Annotated in this window: 18 protein-coding genes and 1 pseudogene; 10 read left to right on the forward strand and 9 right to left on the reverse strand. The window is 55.4% G+C overall.

Annotation, left to right across the window (positions count from 1 at the left end; all coding sequences use genetic code 11):
• Positions 1 to 346 precede the first annotated feature (346 nt).
• Both AC3WN7_RS10370 and AC3WN7_RS10375 read right to left on the reverse strand, forming a co-directional pair.
• Positions 347 to 874: a DsbA family protein gene (locus AC3WN7_RS10370; RefSeq protein ID WP_102674089.1), complete on the reverse strand. Its 528-nt coding sequence runs from the start codon at positions 872 to 874 to the stop codon at positions 347 to 349.
• Positions 875 to 885: 11 nt separating this feature from the next.
• On the reverse strand, positions 886 to 1,428 hold the full coding sequence (locus AC3WN7_RS10375) for a redoxin domain-containing protein (RefSeq protein ID WP_095966124.1): 543 nt from the start codon (positions 1,426 to 1,428) through the stop codon (positions 886 to 888).
• A 729-nt stretch (positions 1,429 to 2,157) separates the two neighbouring features.
• Between AC3WN7_RS10375 and AC3WN7_RS10380 the strand changes: the two genes are divergently transcribed.
• From AC3WN7_RS10380 to AC3WN7_RS10390, 3 genes are all read left to right on the forward strand, one after another.
• Positions 2,158 to 4,923 carry an ATP-dependent Clp protease ATP-binding subunit gene (locus tag AC3WN7_RS10380; protein WP_409077326.1) on the forward strand — a complete coding sequence of 922 codons (2,766 nt, stop codon included), beginning with the start codon at positions 2,158 to 2,160 and terminating at the stop codon, positions 4,921 to 4,923.
• Positions 4,924 to 5,115: 192 nt separating this feature from the next.
• A complete protein-coding gene (locus AC3WN7_RS10385) occupies positions 5,116 to 5,526 on the forward strand; it encodes a phosphate-starvation-inducible PsiE family protein (protein WP_064680710.1) in 411 nt (136 codons plus the stop codon).
• A 106-nt stretch (positions 5,527 to 5,632) separates the two neighbouring features.
• Entirely contained in the window at positions 5,633 to 5,755 is a 123-nt protein-coding gene (locus AC3WN7_RS10390; RefSeq protein WP_256589849.1) for a hypothetical protein, read from the forward strand.
• Between the two features lie 331 nt (positions 5,756 to 6,086).
• Here AC3WN7_RS10390 and AC3WN7_RS10395 read toward each other — a convergent pair.
• Positions 6,087 to 6,504 (reverse strand): annotated as a pseudogene (locus AC3WN7_RS10395) (inositol monophosphatase family protein); the annotation flags it as partial.
• A gap of 461 nt (positions 6,505 to 6,965) precedes the next feature.
• Between AC3WN7_RS10395 and AC3WN7_RS10400 the strand changes: the two are divergent.
• Genes AC3WN7_RS10400 through AC3WN7_RS10425 form a run of 6 tightly spaced genes read left to right on the forward strand, consistent with a single transcriptional unit; the run spans position 6,966 to position 13,375 of the window.
• On the forward strand, positions 6,966 to 7,484 hold the full coding sequence (locus tag AC3WN7_RS10400; protein WP_146022376.1) for an antitoxin Xre-like helix-turn-helix domain-containing protein: 519 nt from the start codon (positions 6,966 to 6,968) through the stop codon (positions 7,482 to 7,484).
• A 36-nt stretch (positions 7,485 to 7,520) separates the two neighbouring features.
• On the forward strand, positions 7,521 to 8,591 hold the full coding sequence (locus tag AC3WN7_RS10405; protein ID WP_095966120.1) for an alkene reductase: 1,071 nt from the start codon (positions 7,521 to 7,523) through the stop codon (positions 8,589 to 8,591).
• Between the two features lie 11 nt (positions 8,592 to 8,602).
• Positions 8,603 to 9,439 carry a pirin family protein gene (locus tag AC3WN7_RS10410; protein ID WP_095966119.1) on the forward strand — a complete coding sequence of 279 codons (837 nt, stop codon included), beginning with the start codon at positions 8,603 to 8,605 and terminating at the stop codon, positions 9,437 to 9,439.
• A 48-nt stretch (positions 9,440 to 9,487) separates the two neighbouring features.
• Positions 9,488 to 10,678 (forward strand): HlyD family secretion protein, encoded by a 1,191-nt coding sequence (locus AC3WN7_RS10415; RefSeq protein WP_095966118.1) that lies wholly within the window; start codon positions 9,488 to 9,490, stop codon positions 10,676 to 10,678.
• An 11-nt stretch (positions 10,679 to 10,689) separates the two neighbouring features.
• Positions 10,690 to 12,210, forward strand: coding sequence for an MFS transporter (locus tag AC3WN7_RS10420; RefSeq protein ID WP_095966219.1), 1,521 nt, complete (start codon positions 10,690 to 10,692; stop codon positions 12,208 to 12,210).
• Positions 12,211 to 12,256: 46 nt separating this feature from the next.
• Positions 12,257 to 13,375 carry an FAD-dependent monooxygenase gene (locus AC3WN7_RS10425; RefSeq protein ID WP_102674087.1) on the forward strand — a complete coding sequence of 373 codons (1,119 nt, stop codon included), beginning with the start codon at positions 12,257 to 12,259 and terminating at the stop codon, positions 13,373 to 13,375.
• Between the two features lie 63 nt (positions 13,376 to 13,438).
• Here AC3WN7_RS10425 and AC3WN7_RS10430 read toward each other — a convergent pair whose 3' ends face one another.
• From AC3WN7_RS10430 to AC3WN7_RS10455, 6 genes are all read right to left on the reverse strand, one after another.
• Positions 13,439 to 14,044: an isochorismatase family protein gene (locus AC3WN7_RS10430; RefSeq protein ID WP_007970788.1), complete on the reverse strand. Its 606-nt coding sequence runs from the start codon at positions 14,042 to 14,044 to the stop codon at positions 13,439 to 13,441.
• Positions 14,045 to 14,069: 25 nt separating this feature from the next.
• The gene (locus AC3WN7_RS10435; RefSeq protein WP_102674086.1) at positions 14,070 to 14,804 is read right to left on the reverse strand and encodes a pirin family protein; all 735 of its coding nucleotides are present in this window, start codon (positions 14,802 to 14,804) and stop codon (positions 14,070 to 14,072) included.
• An 83-nt stretch (positions 14,805 to 14,887) separates the two neighbouring features.
• Positions 14,888 to 15,832: an alpha/beta fold hydrolase gene (locus AC3WN7_RS10440; protein WP_102674085.1), complete on the reverse strand. Its 945-nt coding sequence runs from the start codon at positions 15,830 to 15,832 to the stop codon at positions 14,888 to 14,890.
• Between the two features lie 162 nt (positions 15,833 to 15,994).
• Positions 15,995 to 16,942, reverse strand: coding sequence for a SphA family protein (locus tag AC3WN7_RS10445; protein WP_095966113.1), 948 nt, complete (start codon positions 16,940 to 16,942; stop codon positions 15,995 to 15,997).
• Between the two features lie 172 nt (positions 16,943 to 17,114).
• Positions 17,115 to 17,879, reverse strand: coding sequence for an SDR family NAD(P)-dependent oxidoreductase (locus tag AC3WN7_RS10450; RefSeq protein WP_102674084.1), 765 nt, complete (start codon positions 17,877 to 17,879; stop codon positions 17,115 to 17,117).
• Positions 17,880 to 18,073: 194 nt separating this feature from the next.
• Complete coding sequence (locus AC3WN7_RS10455) at positions 18,074 to 19,003, reverse strand: LysR family transcriptional regulator (protein WP_007970782.1); 930 nt, start codon at positions 19,001 to 19,003, stop codon at positions 18,074 to 18,076.
• Positions 19,004 to 19,134: 131 nt separating this feature from the next.
• Between AC3WN7_RS10455 and salA the strand changes: the two genes are divergently transcribed.
• Positions 19,135 to 20,397 (forward strand): salicylate 1-monooxygenase, encoded by a 1,263-nt coding sequence (gene salA / locus AC3WN7_RS10460; protein WP_102674083.1) that lies wholly within the window; start codon positions 19,135 to 19,137, stop codon positions 20,395 to 20,397.
• Positions 20,398 to 20,401 lie beyond the last annotated feature (4 nt).

The following is a 20,401-nucleotide window of genomic DNA, read 5'->3' on the forward strand; positions in this document are numbered from 1 at the left end:
ATCGGGCCGATAGCAACATTGCGCACGGGCGGACCTTAACGGGCAACTGGGCTGCTGTTCCGCCAACCATTCATTCAGCGCCTCGACCAGGACACGCGCCTCGACTATGGAATCTTCCGAGCTGTCAAAAATTAACATCGCCATTTTTTATGTCCTCGGTTCGCTGGGCTGATATTTTCGTGCCGCTGCTTTATGAGCGATGCTTATCGTTGGCAGCACCGCGGATTCTTCAATCTCCCGTATTGAAATATTATCGAATGCACACCTGGTGCGCTGCGCAATGGGGCACGTTCGCCCTCGGCTACGGTGTGGGTGATGCCAAGCGATTCTCTATCTAGCGATTTCGTCAACTCACTAACGAAAGCTCAATCATCTGACTCATCTCGGTGAACTCTGGAGCCCCGTCATAGCGAAGCCCGTCAATGTAAAACGCTGGGGTGCCATTCACGCCGCTCCGTACGCCGCCATTAAAATCGGATTTTATTTTGGGTATGTAAGTGCCGTCCTGCATAGCAACATAGAGTTCTTCGCTGGAGAGGCCGTGTTTTAGAACGATGGCCCCAAACAGCGGCAGGCCCAATCGATCTTGATTTTCATACAATTCGTCGTGAGCCTCCCAGAAGAATCCTCGACTCCCGGCATACTCAGCGGTGACGGCTGCACCCATCGCATGCGGGTGTGCGGTGGTCAGTGGAAAGTTACGGAACACAAACTGCAGATCATCGCGAAAATGCTGCTGTAGCTTTTTGACGACCCAATACGCTAAACCGCAGTAGGGACATTCATAGTCGCCAAATTCCACCAAGGTGACTTTGGCATGCCCACTTCCTTGGCGATGGTCGTTGGCACTTACCGGGACTTTGAGAGTGGCCATGTGATCACCTGCTAATTTTTGGTTGGCGCGCTTTGGGGCGAACTCGCCAGAGCATCCAGCGCATCCAGAATGCCGTCCGCCCCAGGGTTGATTGCCATCGGTGAGATGTAGCTCCAGGCGATCACTCCCTCCTTGTCAATCACGAACAGCGCCCGCTTACAAACTCCCAGGTGGGAGTCGTACGCTCCATACTGTCGAGCCACAGCCCCTTTGGGCTCAAAATCGGCGAGCAGGCTGAAGTGAAAATTCCGATCTTTGGAAAAGGCCTGATGACACCAAGCGCTGTCAACCGAGATACCCAGTAGCGTCGCACCGTATTCTCTGAATGTGGGTAGCAACTGGTTGTATAAGGTCAGTTGGTCGCCACAAACAGAAGTCCAGTCTGCGGGATAAAACGCCAGTATCACGGGATTTCCCTTTAGCTCGCGTAGCGACAACTGCTGATCAGGGGTCGCGTACAGCGAGAAGCCGGGCGCGACAGTGCCGGCTGACAGCGGCCCCTGAACCAGGTCGTCATTCGTTTCTTTTGCAACATCCAATTCTGAAGTGTTCATTGCTTGAGCCCTGATAGATAGGTGGGTGGGATCTACTCAGGGGGGATACGACTTTCCCGGCGGGATAACTCCATCCACCATCAAGGGATTTATAAAGGCAACGATGCCTCGATCTCAGCCTGAGCCTGAGTGTTTTCGGCAGCGAAACGTTCACGATCCGCGTCAAGAAGCACGACGACGTTCGCCGTGCTTTCGCGGTATTTGGATTGAGGGCCATGTGGGTAGCGCAACGGCAGGATTCGCTCTGGCTCACCAATGACTATAGTCGCTGTTGTCGCTTGCCGTAGTCGCTGAACGCATTTTCGGTTTCCACAGCAAGGCCTCGCGCTAATTCTGTTGCCCATCCGCCTTCACCGTAATCGCCCGATCCTCTCATTGCTGATCGATTCGCCCCCGCGAATCCCGACATCAAAGCGTTGCTCGATCACTGGTGATTCCGTAGCCTCAATTGCTGATGAGTTGGTGGTTTACGACTGGCGGTATTTTTGAGCACGAATTTATCAGACGTCGTTCGTCGGTATCCTGGGTCGCCCATAGCGTGTTTTGATGAGATCCGACTATCTTGATTGGATGGCATCGTCTGTCGTGACTGCCATTCCCCGCAACATAATCGTCTTCCTGATCAAGCTCAGCGTAATGCGGATCTCATGTCCCAGCTTCTTGTGCATCGTTTACAGGGAAGTAGATCCATCTGAATGAGTTCGTGTTATCCACCTTTGGAGACAACTCATCATGGCTACTCTCTGTGAAATATGTAATGCGAGACCAGCGGTCGCGCGAGTGACCGTATCGCAAAATGGCCAAGCCAGGACAATGTCCATTTGCGACCACGATTACCGTCAACTCTTACGCCATCAAAGCATGTTGAATCCATTCGATTCTCTGCTGGGCGGGGGAGTGTCTCGCTTTTTCGACAGCATGGGCGGAGCAAAGGATCAGGGGGGCGATGACTTCAGGCTCTCTGCGCAAGTGCCTCGAGAATCTGTCGATGCAACCGATGCATTCAGTTCCCAGACGCTGGAAATCCTGCAACGCGCGGGTGAAAAAGCCCATGAGCTCAACCGTAGCGAGCTCGATACCGAGCACTTGTTGTATGTGCTGGCGGATACCGATGTGGGTACGGCGTTGCTCAAGGAGCTGAAGCTTTCTGCGGACGAGATCAAAGGCTACATCGATCAACATGCTCAGAAAGGCACGGCGCAGGACCAGTCCCCGGTGGACCGGATGAGCATTTCGCCCCGGTTGAAGAAAGTGTTCAATTCTGCGTTCCAGGCCTCTCGTGATTTAGGACATTCGTACGTTGGCCCGGAGCATCTGTTGATCGGACTTGCCTCTGTACCAGACAGTATTGCCGGGACATTGCTTAAAAAATACGGCGTAACGCCTGAAGCCTTGCGGCAGAAGGTGGTCAAGGTAGTGGGTAAGGGCGCTGAGGATGGGCGAGTCGATACCCCGACGGGAACACCGACACTCGACAAGTTCGGTCGCGACCTGACGTCACTGGCTCGTGAGGGCAAACTCGATCCCGTACTGGGGCGCGCGCAGGAAATCGAAAATACCATTGAGGTGCTGGCGCGGCGCAGAAAGAACAATCCAGTTCTTATCGGCGAACCTGGCGTCGGTAAAACCGCCATCGTCGAAGGGCTTGCACAACGAATAGTGAAGGGCGATGTCCCTGAGATCTTGCGTGGCAGACGGCTTGTTGAAGTCAATCTGAACTCAATGGTTGCGGGCTCTAAATATCGTGGTGAATTTGAGGAGCGAGCCAAGCAACTGCTTGATGAAGTCGCCGCAAAAAGCTCGGAGCTTATTCTGTTCATCGATGAGTTACACACGATCGTTGGCGCGGGGCAGGGTGGTGAGGAGGGCGGCCTGGATATTGCCAACGTATTGAAACCCGCATTGGCGCGCGGGGAGCTTAGTTTGATCGGTGCGACGACACTCAATGAATATCAAAAGCACATCGAAAAAGACGCAGCGCTTGAACGACGCTTTCAGCCTGTGTTGATATCCGAGCCCACCGTAGAACAGACCATCATTATCCTGCGTGGGCTGCGCGACAAGCTTGAGGCTCACCATCAGGTCACATTCGCCGATGAAGCATTTGTGGCGGCAGCAGAGCTGTCGGATCGTTACATCACCTCGCGCTATCTACCGGATAAAGCCATTGACCTGATCGATCAGGCAGCGGCCCGGGTTCGAATCAGTTCCTCCTCGAGGCCGGCTGGCATTCAGGAGTTGGAAGCCGAAATCACCCAACTTAAACGTGAACAGGACTATGCATCCTCCCGTAAACGATTTGATGAATCCAAAGGCTTCGAAGAACGCATTGGTCAAAAACAAGCGCAACTGGGAGAGGAAACAGAAGCCTGGGAGCGCAAGACAGGCTCCGAAACCCTTGAGGTGACCCTGGAGTCGATTGCCGAGGTACTGTCCCGTCTCACCGGGATTCCTGTGACCGAGCTTACGCAGGAGGAGCGTCAAAAGCTGTTGAATATGGAAGACACATTGCGTGATCGGCTGGTCGGGCAGGAAGATGCTGTTCGCGCGGTCAGCGATGCCGTTCGTTTGTCTCGAGCCGGCCTTGGCCAAGCCAACAGACCGATTGCCACGTTTCTCTTTCTTGGCCCTACGGGCGTCGGCAAAACCGAACTAGCCAAAGCGTTGGCGGAAACGGTGTTTGGTGACGAGCAATCGATCATTCGTATTGATATGTCGGAGTACATGGAGCGTCATGCGGTTGCCCGGTTGATCGGTGCGCCACCCGGTTACGTGGGATACGACGAAGGCGGGCAGTTGACAGAGCGTGTCCGCCGCAAGCCCTACAGTGTGATTCTGCTCGACGAGATCGAGAAGGCGCATCCCGACGTGAACAACGTATTGCTGCAGGTATTCGACGATGGGCGTCTCACGGACGGCAAGGGGCGTGTTGTGGACTTCAGCAATACGATCATTATCGCCACCAGCAACCTGGGCTCTCCCATTATCATGGAGAATCTTGAGCGCCCTGAAGATGAACGCCTTACGGATAAAGCGTTACGTGATGAATTAATGGGAGTCTTGAAAGGGCATTTTCGTCCCGAATTCCTGAACCGTATTGATGACATCATCGTGTTCCATGCCCTTACCCGTGACAACATCCGATCGATTGTGAGCATTCAGCTTGATCGGGTCATTCGAACCGCATCTGCACAGAACATCACAGTGAAAATTGATGACTCACTCATTGATCACCTGGCGGATGTTGGTTATCAGCCTGAGTTTGGCGCGCGTGAGTTGAAACGTCAGATTCGCCAGGCCGTCGAAACGCGGCTTGCGAAGGAAATGCTCGCTGACAAGCTGCAAGCCGGCGACAGCGTTGAGTTGGGTTACGACAAGGAGCGTAGCGAAGTGGTCTTCAATAAGGTGGAGGTGGATGCGCCAAAGACCGCCGAAAAGGGTAGTCCTCCAGACCAGCCAGATGATCTGGCACCTGTTGCGGAGACTGGGACTTAGCCTCAACACACTCACGTAACCTGGGAGCGGGCCTGTTGATCACGACGTGCAATGATGAACTGGATCCTCAAATGCCTGGATGAGCCCGGCAGGCTGAAGACGCAAGTGTGGAGGATTATCGTGCCAAAGCCTGATTCTGAAGGGCGTGAGCGCAACTCGACGCTGAAAAATTTCAGACTTCAGTGGGCGCTGATGAATGCTTACGAACGTTTCGAACAATTGGTTGTTCTTGCGCTCAGTCTCATCATCGCGTCTGTGATTTTGATGGCGCTACTGCAGCTCTGTCGCAGGGTTGTGCCGTTGGTGATCGGTGGTGCGATTGACCCTCTAGATCACGATGTTTTCCAGGCCCTCTTTGGTTCAATCTTCACCGTGCTGATAGCCCTGGAGTTTAAGCATTCGATTGTACGCCCGGCCCTACGACGCAACAGCATCGTTCAGGTTCGCACAGTGCTGTTGATCGCCTTGCTGGCGCTCAGCCGGAAGTTCGTTATTCTCGATTCTGCCGCTACTCCTGCGCTCACCATTGCCGCACTAGGATTTGCCACCCTGGTGCTCGGCATCGTCTGCTGGCTCTTACGAGAGCGTGATAAGGATGAATAGCTACAAGGGTTACGCAATGCCGACAATTTTTTAGCGAGAGCACCCCGGTATAGCCGTGCCGTACGCATTATCAGTGACACTGTGTGGCGGAACCGCACCGTATCTTATGGCCGCGATGGCCGGATGGGGCTATGGGCACTTGTTCTGGATCTACCTGACGGTGATCAGCGCCATCAGTGCCGTGGTCTATTTGCGCATGCCAGAAACCAAGGACCTGCCACTGCGCTAATTGTTTAGAGTTACACCGATACAACCAAACGCCTGATGCACCGCATCGGGCGTTTGGTATTTCAGTAATGAATAAGAAGGGCGAGGGCGGTTTTCGCTGTTGCACAATGCTTCAATGCGATTAAAATCTATCCAAACTTAGCTCAACTAAATAGATGTTTAGTTGAGTTATGGTCATGATCTTAACTAAACTCTACAAACAGACCGCATTTAGCTGACCATCGCCCCCAAGAACCACACTCAAAGTGCTTGCCAACAATTTGATAGCTCTGACCAATTTCGATGAAGTAACTTCATACAGGCGATTGGTGCCCCTCCAAAGCTCCAACCTCTAAATCTCTTTGGCTAAGATCTACGTCCACCGGCTGGCCATTACGCAATAGGTAAGGCATACCCTCAGCCCAAGCGAGGCAGTCCTTACCACGGTCTTCTGTTATCGGCGCGTAAACCACACCTAGAACTGGGATCGAATGTCGTAGTAGGCCGACAGAAATTGATGAGCCTTTGACGCCTTTTAAAAAATCGCTTGTGCCGTCGTTTGGATCGATTACCCAGCACCACGGGTGCCCGGTTAATACATGCCCCGTTTCCTCCCCCCCAAAAATCACATTTGAGCAATTGCAGTAGGGGATCGCGCAGACGCTCCTCAATCTCGATATCCACATCTGCCTTATTGCCCTGACCACGTACTCCAGAAGGCCTTTACCATTCGGCGATTAGTAGTTCACCAGCAAGTGAAACCTCGGCTATCCGCTGAAATTTTTCTTCTACTAAGGTCTAGTGCTACGTAAAAATCTGCGCCTTCCTAGCCTTGGTGAAAGTCCAGGATTTACGTAGGCCGCCGCGTGGATGGGTGACCGCTGAAACTGCCGTGCTAGAGCCGTTATGCGACCTGTAGTCCACTATAATTTTTAAATGTCGATTAGCGACTCTGTCTAATTTTTAAATGTTGGCGCTCAATTGTCTGCCGTTGGATCGAAGACAGTTGATTTAGACGCGTCCAGTGGTAAACAACAAATGAAATCGATGGAAGCTCTGAATCAGTGGGCGCTAAGCTACCGCCGGGAAAATTAACGAACCCTGAATATGGTGTAGCCCATCTTGTTGATTTGCTGAGGATTATAGTTTTTAAATGCGTTTTTATAATTTTTAGATGATCCTCACAGCTGGAGGTTGAAATGTACCTTGGAGACGCCCTGTGTGGAATATCCATGAGTGCGCATAATGTATATTATGTTAAATCGTGTATGTGGAATCCCGCTCAGCTTAGGCCCCGTATTCAGCTCTACCATTACAATATGAGTAACCCGACGACTGATCGGCGTCAGATAAACAAGAACGGAGAATCGCGCGACGCTGCGATCGCCGCATTTTGGGATTTCAGCGCCAATCGCGTATTGCTCAATGAATCAGAGCGGTTGCTCCAAATTAAGGCTGGCTTCTCCGCTGAGCTTTTCCAAGTGGTTCGTATAGCCTTTGACCTTCAGGAGCGTAGCTTGGAGCAGCTCCTCTACTCGTCAATCTCCACGCTCAAGCGATGTGGCTGTGAACAAAAGCCTCTCAACGCCATCGCATCAGAACGGCTAGATCGAGTTGCCGTTGTCTGTCTTTTAGCTGAAAAGGTGTTCGAAAACAGAATTACGGCCGCATCGCGGAATCCACTAGAGAAATTGCTCCAATGGTGGATCAGTCAATTCAATTTCACCCAGTTTATCCCGGATCAGGATTGATCAATGATGGCTCCATCACTACTGAGGAGCCCCGCAATGAATTCTCTCTTTTCCCAAGTCCAGCTCAGTCGCTACACCCTCTCCAACCGCATGATCATGGCCCCGATGACGCGCTCACGCGCCGACGATGACGGTGTGCCAAGCGAACTGGTTGCGACTTACTACGCTCAGCGTGCCAGTGCCGGACTGATCATCAGTGAAGGCGTGTTCCCCATCGCTATGGGCAAGGGTTATGTTCGTACCCCTGGTATCGAAACCGCCGAGCAGGTCGCTGCGTGGAAGCACGTGACTGAGGCCGTGCATGCACGTGGCGGACGGATTTTCATGCAGTTGATGCACAGCGGTCGCATTTCGCACCCTTCGTTGCTGCCGAATGGCGCGCTGCCACAGGCACCATCCGCGATCAAACCCGCTGGCCAGACCTGGACCGCAACGGGCCTTCAGGATTTCGTTACCCCCCATGCATTGAGCGTGGTTGAGATTGCCGCAATCATTGAGGGCTATCGCCAAGCAGCGCGCCTGGCCATGGAGGCCGGCTTCGACGGTGTCGAGTTGCATGCCGCGTCGGGCTACCTGCCTGAACAGTTCCTCTCGACTGGCAGCAATCAGCGCACGGATGAATACGGTGGATCGGTTGAAAACCGTGTGCGTTTTGTATTGGACGTGCTGTCCGCAATAGCGACGGAAATCGGTGGTGACCGGGTGGGTCTCAAAATCTCCCCTGAAATGAATTTCAACGACATCGTCGATGCCAACCCGCAAGAAACCTACACCTATCTGGTCGAACACCTGCATGGGCTGAATCTTGCCTATCTGCATGTCGCCCTGTTCGGCGCCAATGTCGACTACCACGGCTTGTTACGTCCACTGTTTGACGGCAGCTACCTGATCGGTGGCGGGCTCGATCAACACTCCGCCGAATCCCTGATCGCTGATGGCCGCGCTGATGCTGCCGTGTTTGGCAGTGCATTCCTCGCCAACCCGGATCTGCCCGAGCGCTTTCGCACACGTGCCCAGCTCAACGTTCCGGACAAGAATTCGTTCTACACACCGGGTGCGCAAGGGTATATCGACTACCCTGCTTTGCCCGCAGCGCAACCCGTCTGAGGAACACGGCCATGTCACCCTTTGCACGCCTGCAGCGCATGAATCACGGCAGTCAGTTTCGGGCTTTCAGTCTGCGTGGAAATCAGTTCGCCAAGCCTATCGACCCGTTCCTTGCTGTCGATCATGCCTGGATCAGTGGGCCAACTTTTCCACCACACCCACATGCCGGGTTCTCGGCTGTGTCCTATCTGTTTCTTGATTCCGAAACCGGGATTGATAACCGCGACGCGCTGGGCAACCGCAACCTGATTCGACCCGGTGGGCTGCACTGGACGGCGGCGGGTAAAGGGGTGGTGCACGAGGAGGTGCCGGCCGAGCCGGGCAAGACGGTGCACATGCTGCAGATTTTCATCAACCTGCCGCAGGAGCGCCAAGCGGACGCTCCGTTTGCGCTCAGTCTCGAAGCGCAGGATGTGCCCGTGGTGCGGTTGCCAGGGGTCAAGGTGCGCGTGCCGCTGGGCAGCTTCGCCCAAATGTCGTCGCCATTATCGGTGCCCACCGAAGTGACCGTGCTGGACATCTCGCTCGAGGACGGCGCTGAAGTCAGCGTCCCGATTCCCGAGGGTCATGTGGCGTTCGTGATGCCGATTGACGGCGAAGTGTGGGTCGACGACCTCCCCTTCAATCTCATCGAGCTCACGCTGCCGGTGAATCTGCCGCTGCATGACGATCGCGCAGTCAGGTTGAGCGCCCCCAAGGGCAACGCCAAGGCTGTGCTGTTTTCAGGTGTCCCGTTGAATCAACCCGTGTATTGGCAAGGTCCGCTGGCGCTTGCCTCTCAGCTCGCGCTGGCCGAAGCCATTGATGGCTACCAGCGCGGCGCGTTCGGAACGCTGCAACCTCGTTAACTCAATGTTGACCGAACAACGTGCCCTCCCTGGCAGGTAAATGACGCTATGACGACAACTACGCCCTCCCCAGCCGCTACCACTCAACAGCGAACATCGCACCGCCCCACATTGCTGCTGATCCTGGCCATCGTCCTTATGGTCGTTGCCTTGTGCGTTGCCTACCTGCTGAAACTGGATAGCGAATCCACCGACGATGCCTATGTCGACGGCAATGTGGTTCAGGTGACCTCCCAAGTCAGCGGTACCGTAACGGCAATCAACGGCGACAACACCGATCATGTCGATAGCAACGCGCCGTTGGTCACATTGAACGCCGTGGACGCCGAAATTCAGTATGAGCGCGCCCAGTCGAACCTCGCTCGCGCAGTACGCCTGGCACGCACTGAGTACTACCAGGTCCAGCAACTCCTGGCCGAAGTCGAGCAGCGTCGAAACGACGTGCGCAAGGCTCGAGATGATTTGCGTCGGCGCAACCAACTCGCCGACAGTGGTGCCGTTTCTCGTGAAGAGATCAGCCACACCGCCGACGTACTCAAAAACGCAATAGCAGGGCTTGATGGCACCCAACACGCGCTCTCCATTCGGCGCGCGATGGTCGACGACACCACGCTTCGCACTCACCCGGATGTGCTGGTCGCGGCAAGCAACCTGCGTGATGCCTACATCGCCTTGCATCGCACCCAAATCTATTCGCCGGTTGCTGGCGTCATCACCAAACGCAGTGTGCAGGTCGGACAAAAAATCAGTCCGGGCGTCGCACTGATGTCGGTGGTGCCGGTTGATCAAGTCTGGGTCAATGCCAATTTCAAGGAATCGCAGATTGAAGATCTGCGTATTGGCCAACCCGTTGAACTGCGTGCGGATGCCTACAGCCGCAGCGTCATCTTCCACGGGACCATCATCGGCCTGGATGCCGGTACCGGCAGTGCTTTCTCCTTGATGCCGGCCCAAAACGCTACAGGCAACTGGATCAAAGTGACCCAACGGGTGCCGGTAAGGATTGCCTTGCGGCCGCAGGAAATCGCACAAAACCCCTTGCGACTGGGTTTGTCCATGCGGGTTTCAGTCGATACCTCCGATCGCAATGGCCCTGTCCTGAACAAGACCGGTGCACAGCAACCGGTCTACAGCACCGAGATTTTCAAGAACGAACTTAAGGACGCCAATGACGTTGTGGAACGCGTGATCAGTGCCAATGAGGGCAGTGACCATGCCCCCAAAAACGTGAAGCTTTGATGGGGCGGATCATGTACAGAAAACATGCTGCCTTGTTGTTCACTGTGGGCCTGCTATGTGCGCTGGAATATTTACAGGCGGGCATGATCGCTTTTGCCAATGCACCGATTCGCGGCGAAATCGAGGCCAGCCCTGAAGAATTCAGCTTGGTGGCCGCCCTGTATGCCTGTATCGCAGTGGTGGTGATTTCGAAACAGCATTGGCTGACGGAGCGCCTGGGCTGGCGCAATTTCATGCTCGGCTCAATCAGCGTTTTCGTGCTGGGCGCTTTGGTGTGTGGTGTGAGTGCTGATTTGACCAGTTTCACCGTAGGCCGAGTCATCATGGCCCTGGGTGGGGCCTCGTTCATGACGTCGGCACGCCTCATGATCAACCTGATTCCCCCTGGCCCGGGCCGGTTCACGGGAATCAAAGTATTTGCCACCGGGCTCGCTGGCGGGACGGCTGCGGCGCCTTTTATCTCGTCGTGGGTGGTGGCTGAAAATACCTGGCACGCCATCTTCTGGATATTGATCGTCGGCGCCCTGGTTGCAGCAGCGCTTTGCGTGCGTTTTCTGCCGACGAGCCCTATCCCCGAAGAGGACCGAACCCCCTCAAGCCTGGCAAGCATTCTCTTGTTGTCGGTCAGCAGTTTCTTTCTGCTCTACATTTTGCAGCGCTCCTACTACGACTTTTATAACGACACCTTCATCATCGTCGGTTGCGCACTCTTGGCAGCACTGGGGATGTACACCTTCTTCCACGCCGAACACAACAAGGCCAATCCCTTCCTGAAGGTCCGGGACTTGATGCAGCCTCGTTACCTCCAGGGCGTGGCGCTGTTTTGCTACGCCTACGTTGTACTGGGCGCCAATAACTACATCTTGCCGTACTTCCTGCAAACGGGACTGGGCTACTCCTGGGACACCATCGGTACATTCCAGGCCATCGGACTGACCGGCACCCTGGCCACCTGGGTCATCATGGCCACTCTCCTTCCAAAGCACCCTGCCCCGAAGAAGTTCTTCATTCTGGGATTCATCGCGCTGGGTGGCTTTGGCTGGCTGCTGTCCTCGCTGACGCCCAGCGCCAACATGTGGTCGAACATTCTGCCGGCATTGATTCTCAATGGCTGCTTTGTGATGTTGGTGATGTCGACCGCGGCCATGCAGACCTTTAGGGATGTGATGCAAGAGGAGAAGCTGTTCGCGCATGCCTATCAGATCAAAAACATGATGGGACAGATCGCCATGGCGATTGGCACCACGGCCGCCACACTGTTTCTGCAATGGCGCACGACCCTGCAATACAACAACCTCAACGTGCATTTCAGCGCCAGCGACCCTCTCTATGTGGAGCAGACTCAACAGCTGGCGCAAGCACTGTCATCCGAAGTGGGCGCCACGACAGCGAACCAAATCTCGGTGGCGATGCACGCACAAATGCTGCAGCAGCAATCGACCCTGGTCGCCAGCATGGAATACTTTTGGGTCGTGATCGGCGTGGCGGTGATCGCGCTGATCATTTCAGTCACGCAAAAGACCTTCAGATGAACTGGAATATTTTCAGGAATGTTGACGTTATGAGTGCTTACACGTGATGAACACCACGCACCCGGAAATCATTATTGTCGGCGGATCCCTTGCTGGCCTCACGCTGGCGCTCGCTTGCGCGACCAGGGGCGTCCCCGTTCGTGTCGTTGAGCGCTCTGTCGGGCGCGTGCACGGTGGGGACAGCCTGAGTATTGATCTTGAACTGGTCGCGACGACGGTTGGCCATGATCCACGTGTTGCGCCCATCTTGCCCGTGGTACCGGCCTATCGTGAACTGACGACCTGGCCGGCGCTTTACAACTGGCTACGAGACCGGGCTCTCGCAACACCGGGCATCGTCCTCGAAGAAGGCAAAGCTGTCACCTCGGTCGCAGACCGTGGGGATCTGGCACTACTCTCCTTTGCCGACGGAACGCAGAGGGTTGCCGCCGCAGTGATCGGGGCGGACGGATATCGCAGCATAGTTCGCCAGGCAATCACGCCCGACGCACCGCTTGCCCGCTACGCCGGTTATCTGGTGTGGCGTGGGCTGGTCGAGGAGCGAGCGCTGACGCGTCCCGTCCCCTGGCCATCGGACGGCGGCCTATGGATTGAGTTCGTGGGCGGATATCGTCTGGTTGCCGCGGTGCTTCCAGGTCGCGACGGCTCGATGGAGCCAGGTCAGCGTCAAGTCACATTCGCATGGTTCGATGTACATCAGGAGGCATTGCTCCGTAGCACCGGCTGCCTGACCGCCGATGGCCACATCGTGGGCACACTCGGACGCGGGACGATCGATGAAGACGTGAGGTCTGGCTTGGTCGCCCAGGTCCCTCAGGTCTGGCCTGAGATGTGGGCAGAGGCAGTGACTGTCGGCGTGCGCTCAGCGAATGTATTGAGCGGCGCTCCGATTGCCGAATACAAGCCGCAGCGGTTGGCACGTGGCGCACTGGCCATCATCGGCGACGCTGCCCACGTCGTTTCTCCGATGACCGGGCGCGGCTTTTTGACCGGAGTGGAAGATGCGGCGGTGCTGGCTCAAATGCTCGCAGACCAAAGCGCAGACGAACCCGTTGCCGCTGTGCTGGCCCGTTATGAAGCAGCACGATTACCCTTCGTCCGCGGGCTGGTCAGCCATTCAAACCGGATCAGCGCCGAATATGTTCGCTATGCGCAAGTGAACTGATCTGGGAACTGTCGCGTTGCTCGACGAGCCATGCACTTCGAGCAACGCGACAGGATTGCAGTTTTACTGGATGCCGGCACCCAAGGCCGGGAATACATCGGTGAACAACAAGCCAATCAGTTGCTGTCCGTTAGGTGTGGACCAATCCTGTCCGATCTCCGCCATGAGTGTATTGGTGGCGGTGAGCACGACGCCAGCATCGTGCATTCGTTGACGGGCGAACTCTTCGGAAAGATCGCTGGGCGAGCCCGAAGCATCCAGCACGGCCTGCACGGCAAAGCCTTCGAGCGCAGCATCGATTGCCGGAAAGATAAGACAAACGTCGGTGGTCACACCGGCCATGATCAGATGCTTGCGCCCAGTGGCGAGCACCGCATCGCGGAAGTCGGCGTATTCCCAGGCGTTGACCACACCGGGACGCTTGATCCGTGCCGCGTGCGCTTCTGGGAGTATCGCGGCGATTTCCGGAAGAATCGGGCCCTGGGCTTGATCTTCCTGGCTGGACGTAATCACGACCGGCATGTTGAGGATCTTCGCCATCTTGGCCAGCGCAATCGACTGCTTGGCGGCAAACTCACGGTCGATGTTTTTGATCAGTTGCATCGTGCCGACCTGATGGTCGATCAGTAACAACGCGGCGTTCTCTGCAGTGAATCGTACGGCAGCCATAGTACAAATCCTCGTTTCGTTGGGTTCAAAAAAAGGGTAGCGGAGGTCCGCTGAACAGCACGACGTTGGCACTGCCCTGCGGGGCTCTCAACTTGACCTCGCGTGGAGTATTTTGCGCCGGGAACACCGGAAGCTTGAGGTCCTCGCGATTGAAGCGCTGGGCCTCCACCTCCACCGTGCCGTCGATTGGCATGGCAAACATGCACTGGCCTGCGGCAATAGACACACTCAGCTCGGCACCCTCCTCCAGAGAGATGTCGAGCATCGTTACCTCGGTCGGTGGACTCAGCGGGGAGCGCATCTCACGATAGCTCCCCAACGGCACCCGCACTTTGGCACCTGGCTCCTGCATGACTGGCACATCCTGCGCTTCGAGTATCAGCGGGAACGGAGCGATGTCCCTGTTCGACGGAGCGAGAGCGACGAAGATCTGCAGTCCGTGAACCTTTTTGCCGGTTTCGACCGGAACCTCTTCGTGCACCACGCCACGGCCGGCGGTAGTCCAGTGCAGGCCGCCCGGTTGAATCACGTTCTGGGTACCGATCGAGTCACGGTTGGCCATGCCCGTCTCGGAATCGGGAAGCAGGTAGGACACCGCCGAAATGCCGGCATGCTGGTGTGGCCCAAAGGTCGGCGCGTCCATCCAGTAGTGGTCGACCCCGATGAAGGGGGAGATCAATTCTGCCTCGGTGCGCAGACCAAAACCGTGGAAATGGCCGCCGAGGTTGGCGCGACTAAGCGGGGCGATAACGACAGACATGACAGCAGCCTCTGGTACTGGTGGTGTCGTTCAATGCGCAATAATGAGTGTAGCCCCACCATCTCTCACCGAACGGCAATTGGTCATCGTGCATAGGGCGCGAAAAAAGCCTCAAACGCAGCCAGCAATGCCTCCGGGCGTTCCTCCGCCGGATAGTGACCGCAATCCGGAATGACCACGGATTCGACATTCGATGCGACCGTGCGCAACTCGGCTTCAACGCTGTCGCCACAGGCAAGCGCGCCCGAAAATGCCAACACCGGTAAGGTCAGGCGCGTTGCTTTGCGCTGTTGGCTCTGTGGAATCGACTGATCGATTGCGCGGTAATAGTCGAAGCTGGCCCGCAGGGCTTGTGGATCGCGCTTGAGTTGTTCGATGTAGAAGTCGATCGCGTAACGAGGTACCGCCTCTGGCGACCCTGCTTTCGTCGCGAACTGGTGACCGAAGTAGAGTTCTTCGCGACCACTGACCAGTTGCTCGTTGATGCCCAGCGCCCGATTGAAGTTGAAATGCCAGAGAAAATCACTGAGCCAGCGCTGCTCAGGCAGCAATGGCGGAGAGTCCGATAAGCCTGGAATAAGCGCCTCGCCCAGCGCAATGCGCTCGATTCGGGCGGGTTGATCGTGTGCCATGGCATAACCGGTCCACATGCCGATGTCATGGCCGGCCATGGCGAAAGACTCATGCCCCAAGGCGTCCATTAGCGCAAACATGTCTTGGGCCAAGGTCCTTGAGTCATAACCCTCCTGCGCTTTTTCCGAGAGCCCGACACCCCGCGGATCGACAGCGATCACGGTGAACGTGCGAGCCAGCGGCAGCATCAGGTAACGCCACGCAAACCAGTTTTGCGGCCAGCCCCCAAGCAGTAGCAACGGATTGCCCTGCCCGCCAATGACGGCGTGCAGTTTCACGCCGTTGGCCGCGATCTCGTAGCTTTCGAAGACGTCAGTAAAACCGGTTGGCAGCTTGGGTACGTCGTGCACGGAGCCGAAGCCGCTCAGCGTTTTGAAGTGTTCCTTTTGCTGCATCCCAAAGCCCGCCTGATTGATCTAATCACCAGACCATAAATGAGGCACCAGAGACTGACTAGACAGGAAAATCACCAAGGACTGTTGTGCTGATGCACCAATCACGACGCAAGGGCCACGACTGGCGCCCCTGCTTCGCAGATGTGGCCAATAGACCAGGCGTTAAAAACGCACGACCGCCTGGAGCCAGAGTCGCTCGCCACGGGCCCGGTTTTCGACAAGCGTTTCATGCTGCCACTTCATCAGTACGCCAAATTCGGGGGTTTGATATTTCACAACAGGGCCATAAGCAACGACTTGACCTCGATTGCCATCCTCCCACACCGACTCACCGTGACGCTCATCATCGCTCACCTGCTTGTACAAATACCCACTGACCCCAACCTGCCAATTTTTGTTCAAGCTGTAGCCAAGATGATAGTCAGCATTAATCTCGCGCCCCGACCGGTAATCAGTCGCACGATTCTTGTCGTTTATCATGTAGAGAATCTTGGCGCTTATCTCCACCTCATCTATCGGGTTTGCCGTGAAGGAGTACCACGGCGAGTAGGACCACACATTGGTTCCCACATTGAACAGCCGATCCTTGTCATACGAAGCGGTGGGCGCATAAAAATCCACACCCAGCATCTGATGGAAACGTGGAGAGCTCCAGCCCAGAAACAGTGGCGTAAACGCCAGATCGGCGAAGCCTTCATCCTTGCCACTGTTGCGGACACGCCCTTGGGGCGTTTCGGTATAAAAACTCACCTGCCCTTTTATGTAGGGTAAGGCGGCACGACTGGCCAGTGTTGCGCCCCATAACGTGTAGTCGGAATAAACGTAGTCCAGGCATACCGCGAGTGACTGGTAACTGAGATTGAAGTCTTCAATCCCGGCCATGCTGCGCCCATAGGCACCTTTTAGTTCAGTCGACTCGTAAGCGGAGCTGTAAAAAAAGGTGGTTAACCCTGGCGGCGGCATTCGCCCAGCCAATACGGTGTCAAGACCGAGTGGGTAAGCGGTTCCGTTATTTTCGGTGGCGTGAGTTTGGGTACAAGTCAGCAGTATGGCTGCCGTGCAGAGCAAGGGAGAGCGTTTGCTGAGCCGCAACGTTTTTACGCGCAACATAAGGATGATCTCGTATGGATTATTATTTTGATTACGAAGATTCATGCGAACAAACAGAACAAACAGAGCAACGGGCCTGCCTCTAATGGGTGTTTATTATTTGCAAGGCAATAGAGTCCCTCCTTGTTTCAGGCAGGCCCAGTTGATTAATCAAGTTTAATGTCAGGCAAAGTTACCAGGCAGTGGTTCCACCATCGACCCGAATATCCGTACCCGTGATGAAAGAACTTTCATCAGAGGCCAGGAACACAGCGGTGGCCGCAACTTCTTCGGGCTTGCCCAAACGTCCCAGCATCACCTTGCCCACCATCGTTTCTGCCCACTCGGGATCCTGCAGCAACGGGATTGTTTGCTTGGACTCAATCAAACCTGGGGAAATGCTGTTGGCGCGCAAACCATGGACCCGGCCTTCCAGTGCCAGTTGGCGAGTCATGGAAAGCACAGCGCCTTTGGCCGCGCTATGCGCGATTCCAGGGAGCATGCGGTAGGTCGACCATGCCGAAACAGATGCCGTGTTAATAATGGAAGCGCCCGCAGACTTGATTAACTCCGGCCAGGCTGCACGCACGAGGTGGAAAACCAGATTCAGTTCCTGATCGATTGTTCGATGCCAATCATCGTCTGATATCTGATCGATCCATCCAAAATAGGCCATCGCCGCATTATTGAATAACACATCGACGCGCCCGTATTCCGACACCGCCAATTCAACTAGACGGGTGCAGTTGGCAGGGTCCGTCAAGTCACAATGGTTTAATGAGACCATCTCCCCACCCATGGATTTCACGGCATCAACCGTCTCTTGAGCCGCCTCATGATAGATGTCACACCCCACTACTTTGGCGCCTTGTTGCGCGAACATTAATGCAGCCGCTCGCCCCATTGACCCGCCAGTGCCTGTAATAATGCAAACTTTACCCTGCAGACGATGACCCATAAGCACTCCGTTATTCTTGCTTGTTTTTATAAGAACAGATCTTGCAGTAACACACCCGATCAGTCGTGGTGGTTAATGAGTTGCCGAACTGTAGGTAGACCACTACCTATTGACTAGGCATGAAAATCACCAAGGACTGTTGCGCTCCCGCTCCAATCACGGTGAAAGGGTCTAAAGGGAAATAACAGGCAGGGTCAGAAATTCAAAATGCGGTTATATTCCGGCTCTAACCACTCCGGTTTTTCGGCGTACAACGTACGTGTTAACTCTTTGATGAGTTCTACGACGCTATCGTTATCATCAAGGCGGTAACTCATGATCAACGGTGAGACCGCTTCTTTGTCGCTTACAAGTCGATAAACCAGCTCACGTCTGAGGTGGCGAGCCGAGGCGGGAATGATGCAATAACCCGACTCCGCGGACGCCAATCCTAACGCTGTCTGAAGATCGCCTACTGCGTGTACCTCCGAGGGTTCGCCACCCTTCGCTCTGATCATGTTCAACACCTGATCAGCGAAGCTTGGATGGAATCGGGAGGGATAAACAATGATCGGCCAGCCACCCAGTTCAGCTAGTGAAACAGGGGTAGATATGGAAGCAAGCTCAAAGGCCGGTGCTATGGCAGCCATAAGGCGCTCCTCTCTGAGCACTATTCGATCGACCTCGGCTGCCTCCGTGTGGATGCGTCCAAACCCTACATCGATCTTCCTTTCCCGTAGCGCAACCATCTGTTCACCAGATGTCATTTCCTCCCATTTCACGTCCAGGTCCGGCCGAACTCTTCGCAAACGGCGAATAATCGTCGGGAGGGCACCATACAAGGCCGAGGCAACGAAACCGATCGTGAACGTCTGACGTGTGCCCAAGGCCGTCTGACGAGCATTTGCCGTCATCTGTTCGAATTTGCCAACGAGTGCTATGGCATCTTCATAGAATCGCTGACCGGCCGGGGTCAGCTGAATGGGGCGTGTCTCACGAAGGAATAGTTGAAAACCCAACTCTTCCTCGAGCAGATGGATCTGCTTGCTAAGTGACGGCTGCGCGACGTGCAGCGACTGCGCTGCCTTGGTGAAATTCCGTGTTCTTGCCACCGCGATAAAACGCTTGATTTGACGGATATCCATGACGGCCTTTCTACCAGGGAGGTTCCCTAGTATAGCCGCGAGGCTATGGTGCATAGGGACAAAGTCTTGGACGCTGCGCATCAAAGTTGCGAAAAATGGCCCACCAATAATCACAATAGAAAGGTGACTCAATGAACCGCAAGCATGCGCTACGTGTAGCCATCGTGGGTGGAGGAATTGCCGGGACGGCCCTGGCACTAGGCCTGATAAAAAAGGGAATGACACACGTCAAGCTGTTTGAAGTCGCCCCCGCTTTCGGTGAAATCGGCGCCGGCGTTTCTTTTGGCGCCAATGCTGTACAGGCTATCAAGCAGCTCGGTATCGGCGAGGACTACCATGAAATTGCCGACAGCACTTCTGCCCCCTGGCAGGACGTCTGGTTCGAGTGGCGTCATGCGCACGATGCCTCACTGATAGGTACCAGCGTTGCGCCGGGCGTAGGGCAATCATCTGTCCATCGCGCCGACTTCATCGATCTGTTGACCAAGCGCCTACCGCAAGGCATTGCGTCGTTGGGCAGGCAAGTCGTCGGCTATGAAGAAAACAATAACGAAGTATCACTGAAGTTTTCCGACGGCAGCTCCTACCCAGCCGACGTTGTCATTGCCGCAGACGGAATCAAATCAGCCCTGCGTAATCCCCTGCTCGCTGCTGCTGGCCATTCAGCCGTAAAGCCGCGCTTCACCGGCACGTCAGCGTTCAGGGGATTGGTGGAAACGGCGGTACTCCGTGATGCTTATCGTGCGGCAACACTGGATGATCACTTACTCAACGTGCCTCAGATGTACCTGAGCGAAGACGCCCACGTCCTGACGTTTCCCGTTAAAAAGGGGCGTCTGATCAACATCGTTGCCTTTGTGTCCGACCGCCATGTCGAACATCCCTCCTGGCCGGCCGACATGCCATGGGTGAAAGCGGCTTCGAAAGAGCAAATGCTGAACAGTTTTGAAAGCTCAGGGCTTGCCGTAAAAACGCTACTTCAATGCATTGAAAACCCGACGCTTTGGGCCCTTCACGATGTGGAGCCGTTACCCACTTATGTCCACGGGCGAGTAGCACTCATTGGCGACGCGGCGCACGCGATGCTGCCACACCAGGGTGCTGGCGCAGGCCAGGGCCTCGAAGATGCTTACTTCCTGGCAGAGTTGCTTTCGAACGAGGCGGCTTCAGCGGCGGATGTACCCGCACTGCTGGCGGCCTACGATGAGGTCCGACGCGAGCGTGCCTCGCGCGTTCAGCGCACGTCCTGGGAAGCCGGTGAGTTGTACGAATACAAGAACCCAACCGTTGGTCGCGATTCCCGGAAATTGAAGGACGCGTTGGAACAGCGCCTGGATTGGGTTTGGCAACATAGTCTGGACGATGAAGTGAAAAAAGCCCTGGCACTCTGCTAAACGC

The sequence above is a fragment of the Pseudomonas sp. FW305-70 genome (assembly GCF_058783925.1).

Bases quoted from the DNA above. Each gene is read 5' to 3' on its own strand.
- AC3WN7_RS10370 (WP_102674089.1), bottom strand. From the start codon at position 874: ATGGCCACTCTCAAAGTCCCGGTAAGTGCCAACGACCATCGCCAAGGA.
- AC3WN7_RS10375 (WP_095966124.1), bottom strand. From the start codon at position 1,428: ATGAACACTTCAGAATTGGATGTTGCAAAAGAAACGAATGACGACCTG.
- AC3WN7_RS10385 (WP_064680710.1), top strand. From the start codon at position 5,116: ATGAATGCTTACGAACGTTTCGAACAATTGGTTGTTCTTGCGCTCAGT.
- AC3WN7_RS10390 (WP_256589849.1), top strand. From the start codon at position 5,633: ATGGCCGCGATGGCCGGATGGGGCTATGGGCACTTGTTCTGGATCTAC.
- AC3WN7_RS10400 (WP_146022376.1), top strand. From the start codon at position 6,966: ATGAGTGCGCATAATGTATATTATGTTAAATCGTGTATGTGGAATCCC.
- AC3WN7_RS10405 (WP_095966120.1), top strand. From the start codon at position 7,521: ATGAATTCTCTCTTTTCCCAAGTCCAGCTCAGTCGCTACACCCTCTCC.
- AC3WN7_RS10410 (WP_095966119.1), top strand. From the start codon at position 8,603: ATGTCACCCTTTGCACGCCTGCAGCGCATGAATCACGGCAGTCAGTTT.
- AC3WN7_RS10415 (WP_095966118.1), top strand. From the start codon at position 9,488: ATGACGACAACTACGCCCTCCCCAGCCGCTACCACTCAACAGCGAACA.
- AC3WN7_RS10420 (WP_095966219.1), top strand. From the start codon at position 10,690: ATGTACAGAAAACATGCTGCCTTGTTGTTCACTGTGGGCCTGCTATGT.
- AC3WN7_RS10425 (WP_102674087.1), top strand. From the start codon at position 12,257: ATGAACACCACGCACCCGGAAATCATTATTGTCGGCGGATCCCTTGCT.
- AC3WN7_RS10430 (WP_007970788.1), bottom strand. From the start codon at position 14,044: ATGGCTGCCGTACGATTCACTGCAGAGAACGCCGCGTTGTTACTGATC.
- AC3WN7_RS10435 (WP_102674086.1), bottom strand. From the start codon at position 14,804: ATGTCTGTCGTTATCGCCCCGCTTAGTCGCGCCAACCTCGGCGGCCAT.
- AC3WN7_RS10440 (WP_102674085.1), bottom strand. From the start codon at position 15,832: ATGCAGCAAAAGGAACACTTCAAAACGCTGAGCGGCTTCGGCTCCGTG.
- AC3WN7_RS10445 (WP_095966113.1), bottom strand. From the start codon at position 16,942: ATGTTGCGCGTAAAAACGTTGCGGCTCAGCAAACGCTCTCCCTTGCTC.
- AC3WN7_RS10450 (WP_102674084.1), bottom strand. From the start codon at position 17,879: ATGGGTCATCGTCTGCAGGGTAAAGTTTGCATTATTACAGGCACTGGC.
- AC3WN7_RS10455 (WP_007970782.1), bottom strand. From the start codon at position 19,003: ATGGATATCCGTCAAATCAAGCGTTTTATCGCGGTGGCAAGAACACGG.
- salA (WP_102674083.1), top strand. From the start codon at position 19,135: ATGAACCGCAAGCATGCGCTACGTGTAGCCATCGTGGGTGGAGGAATT.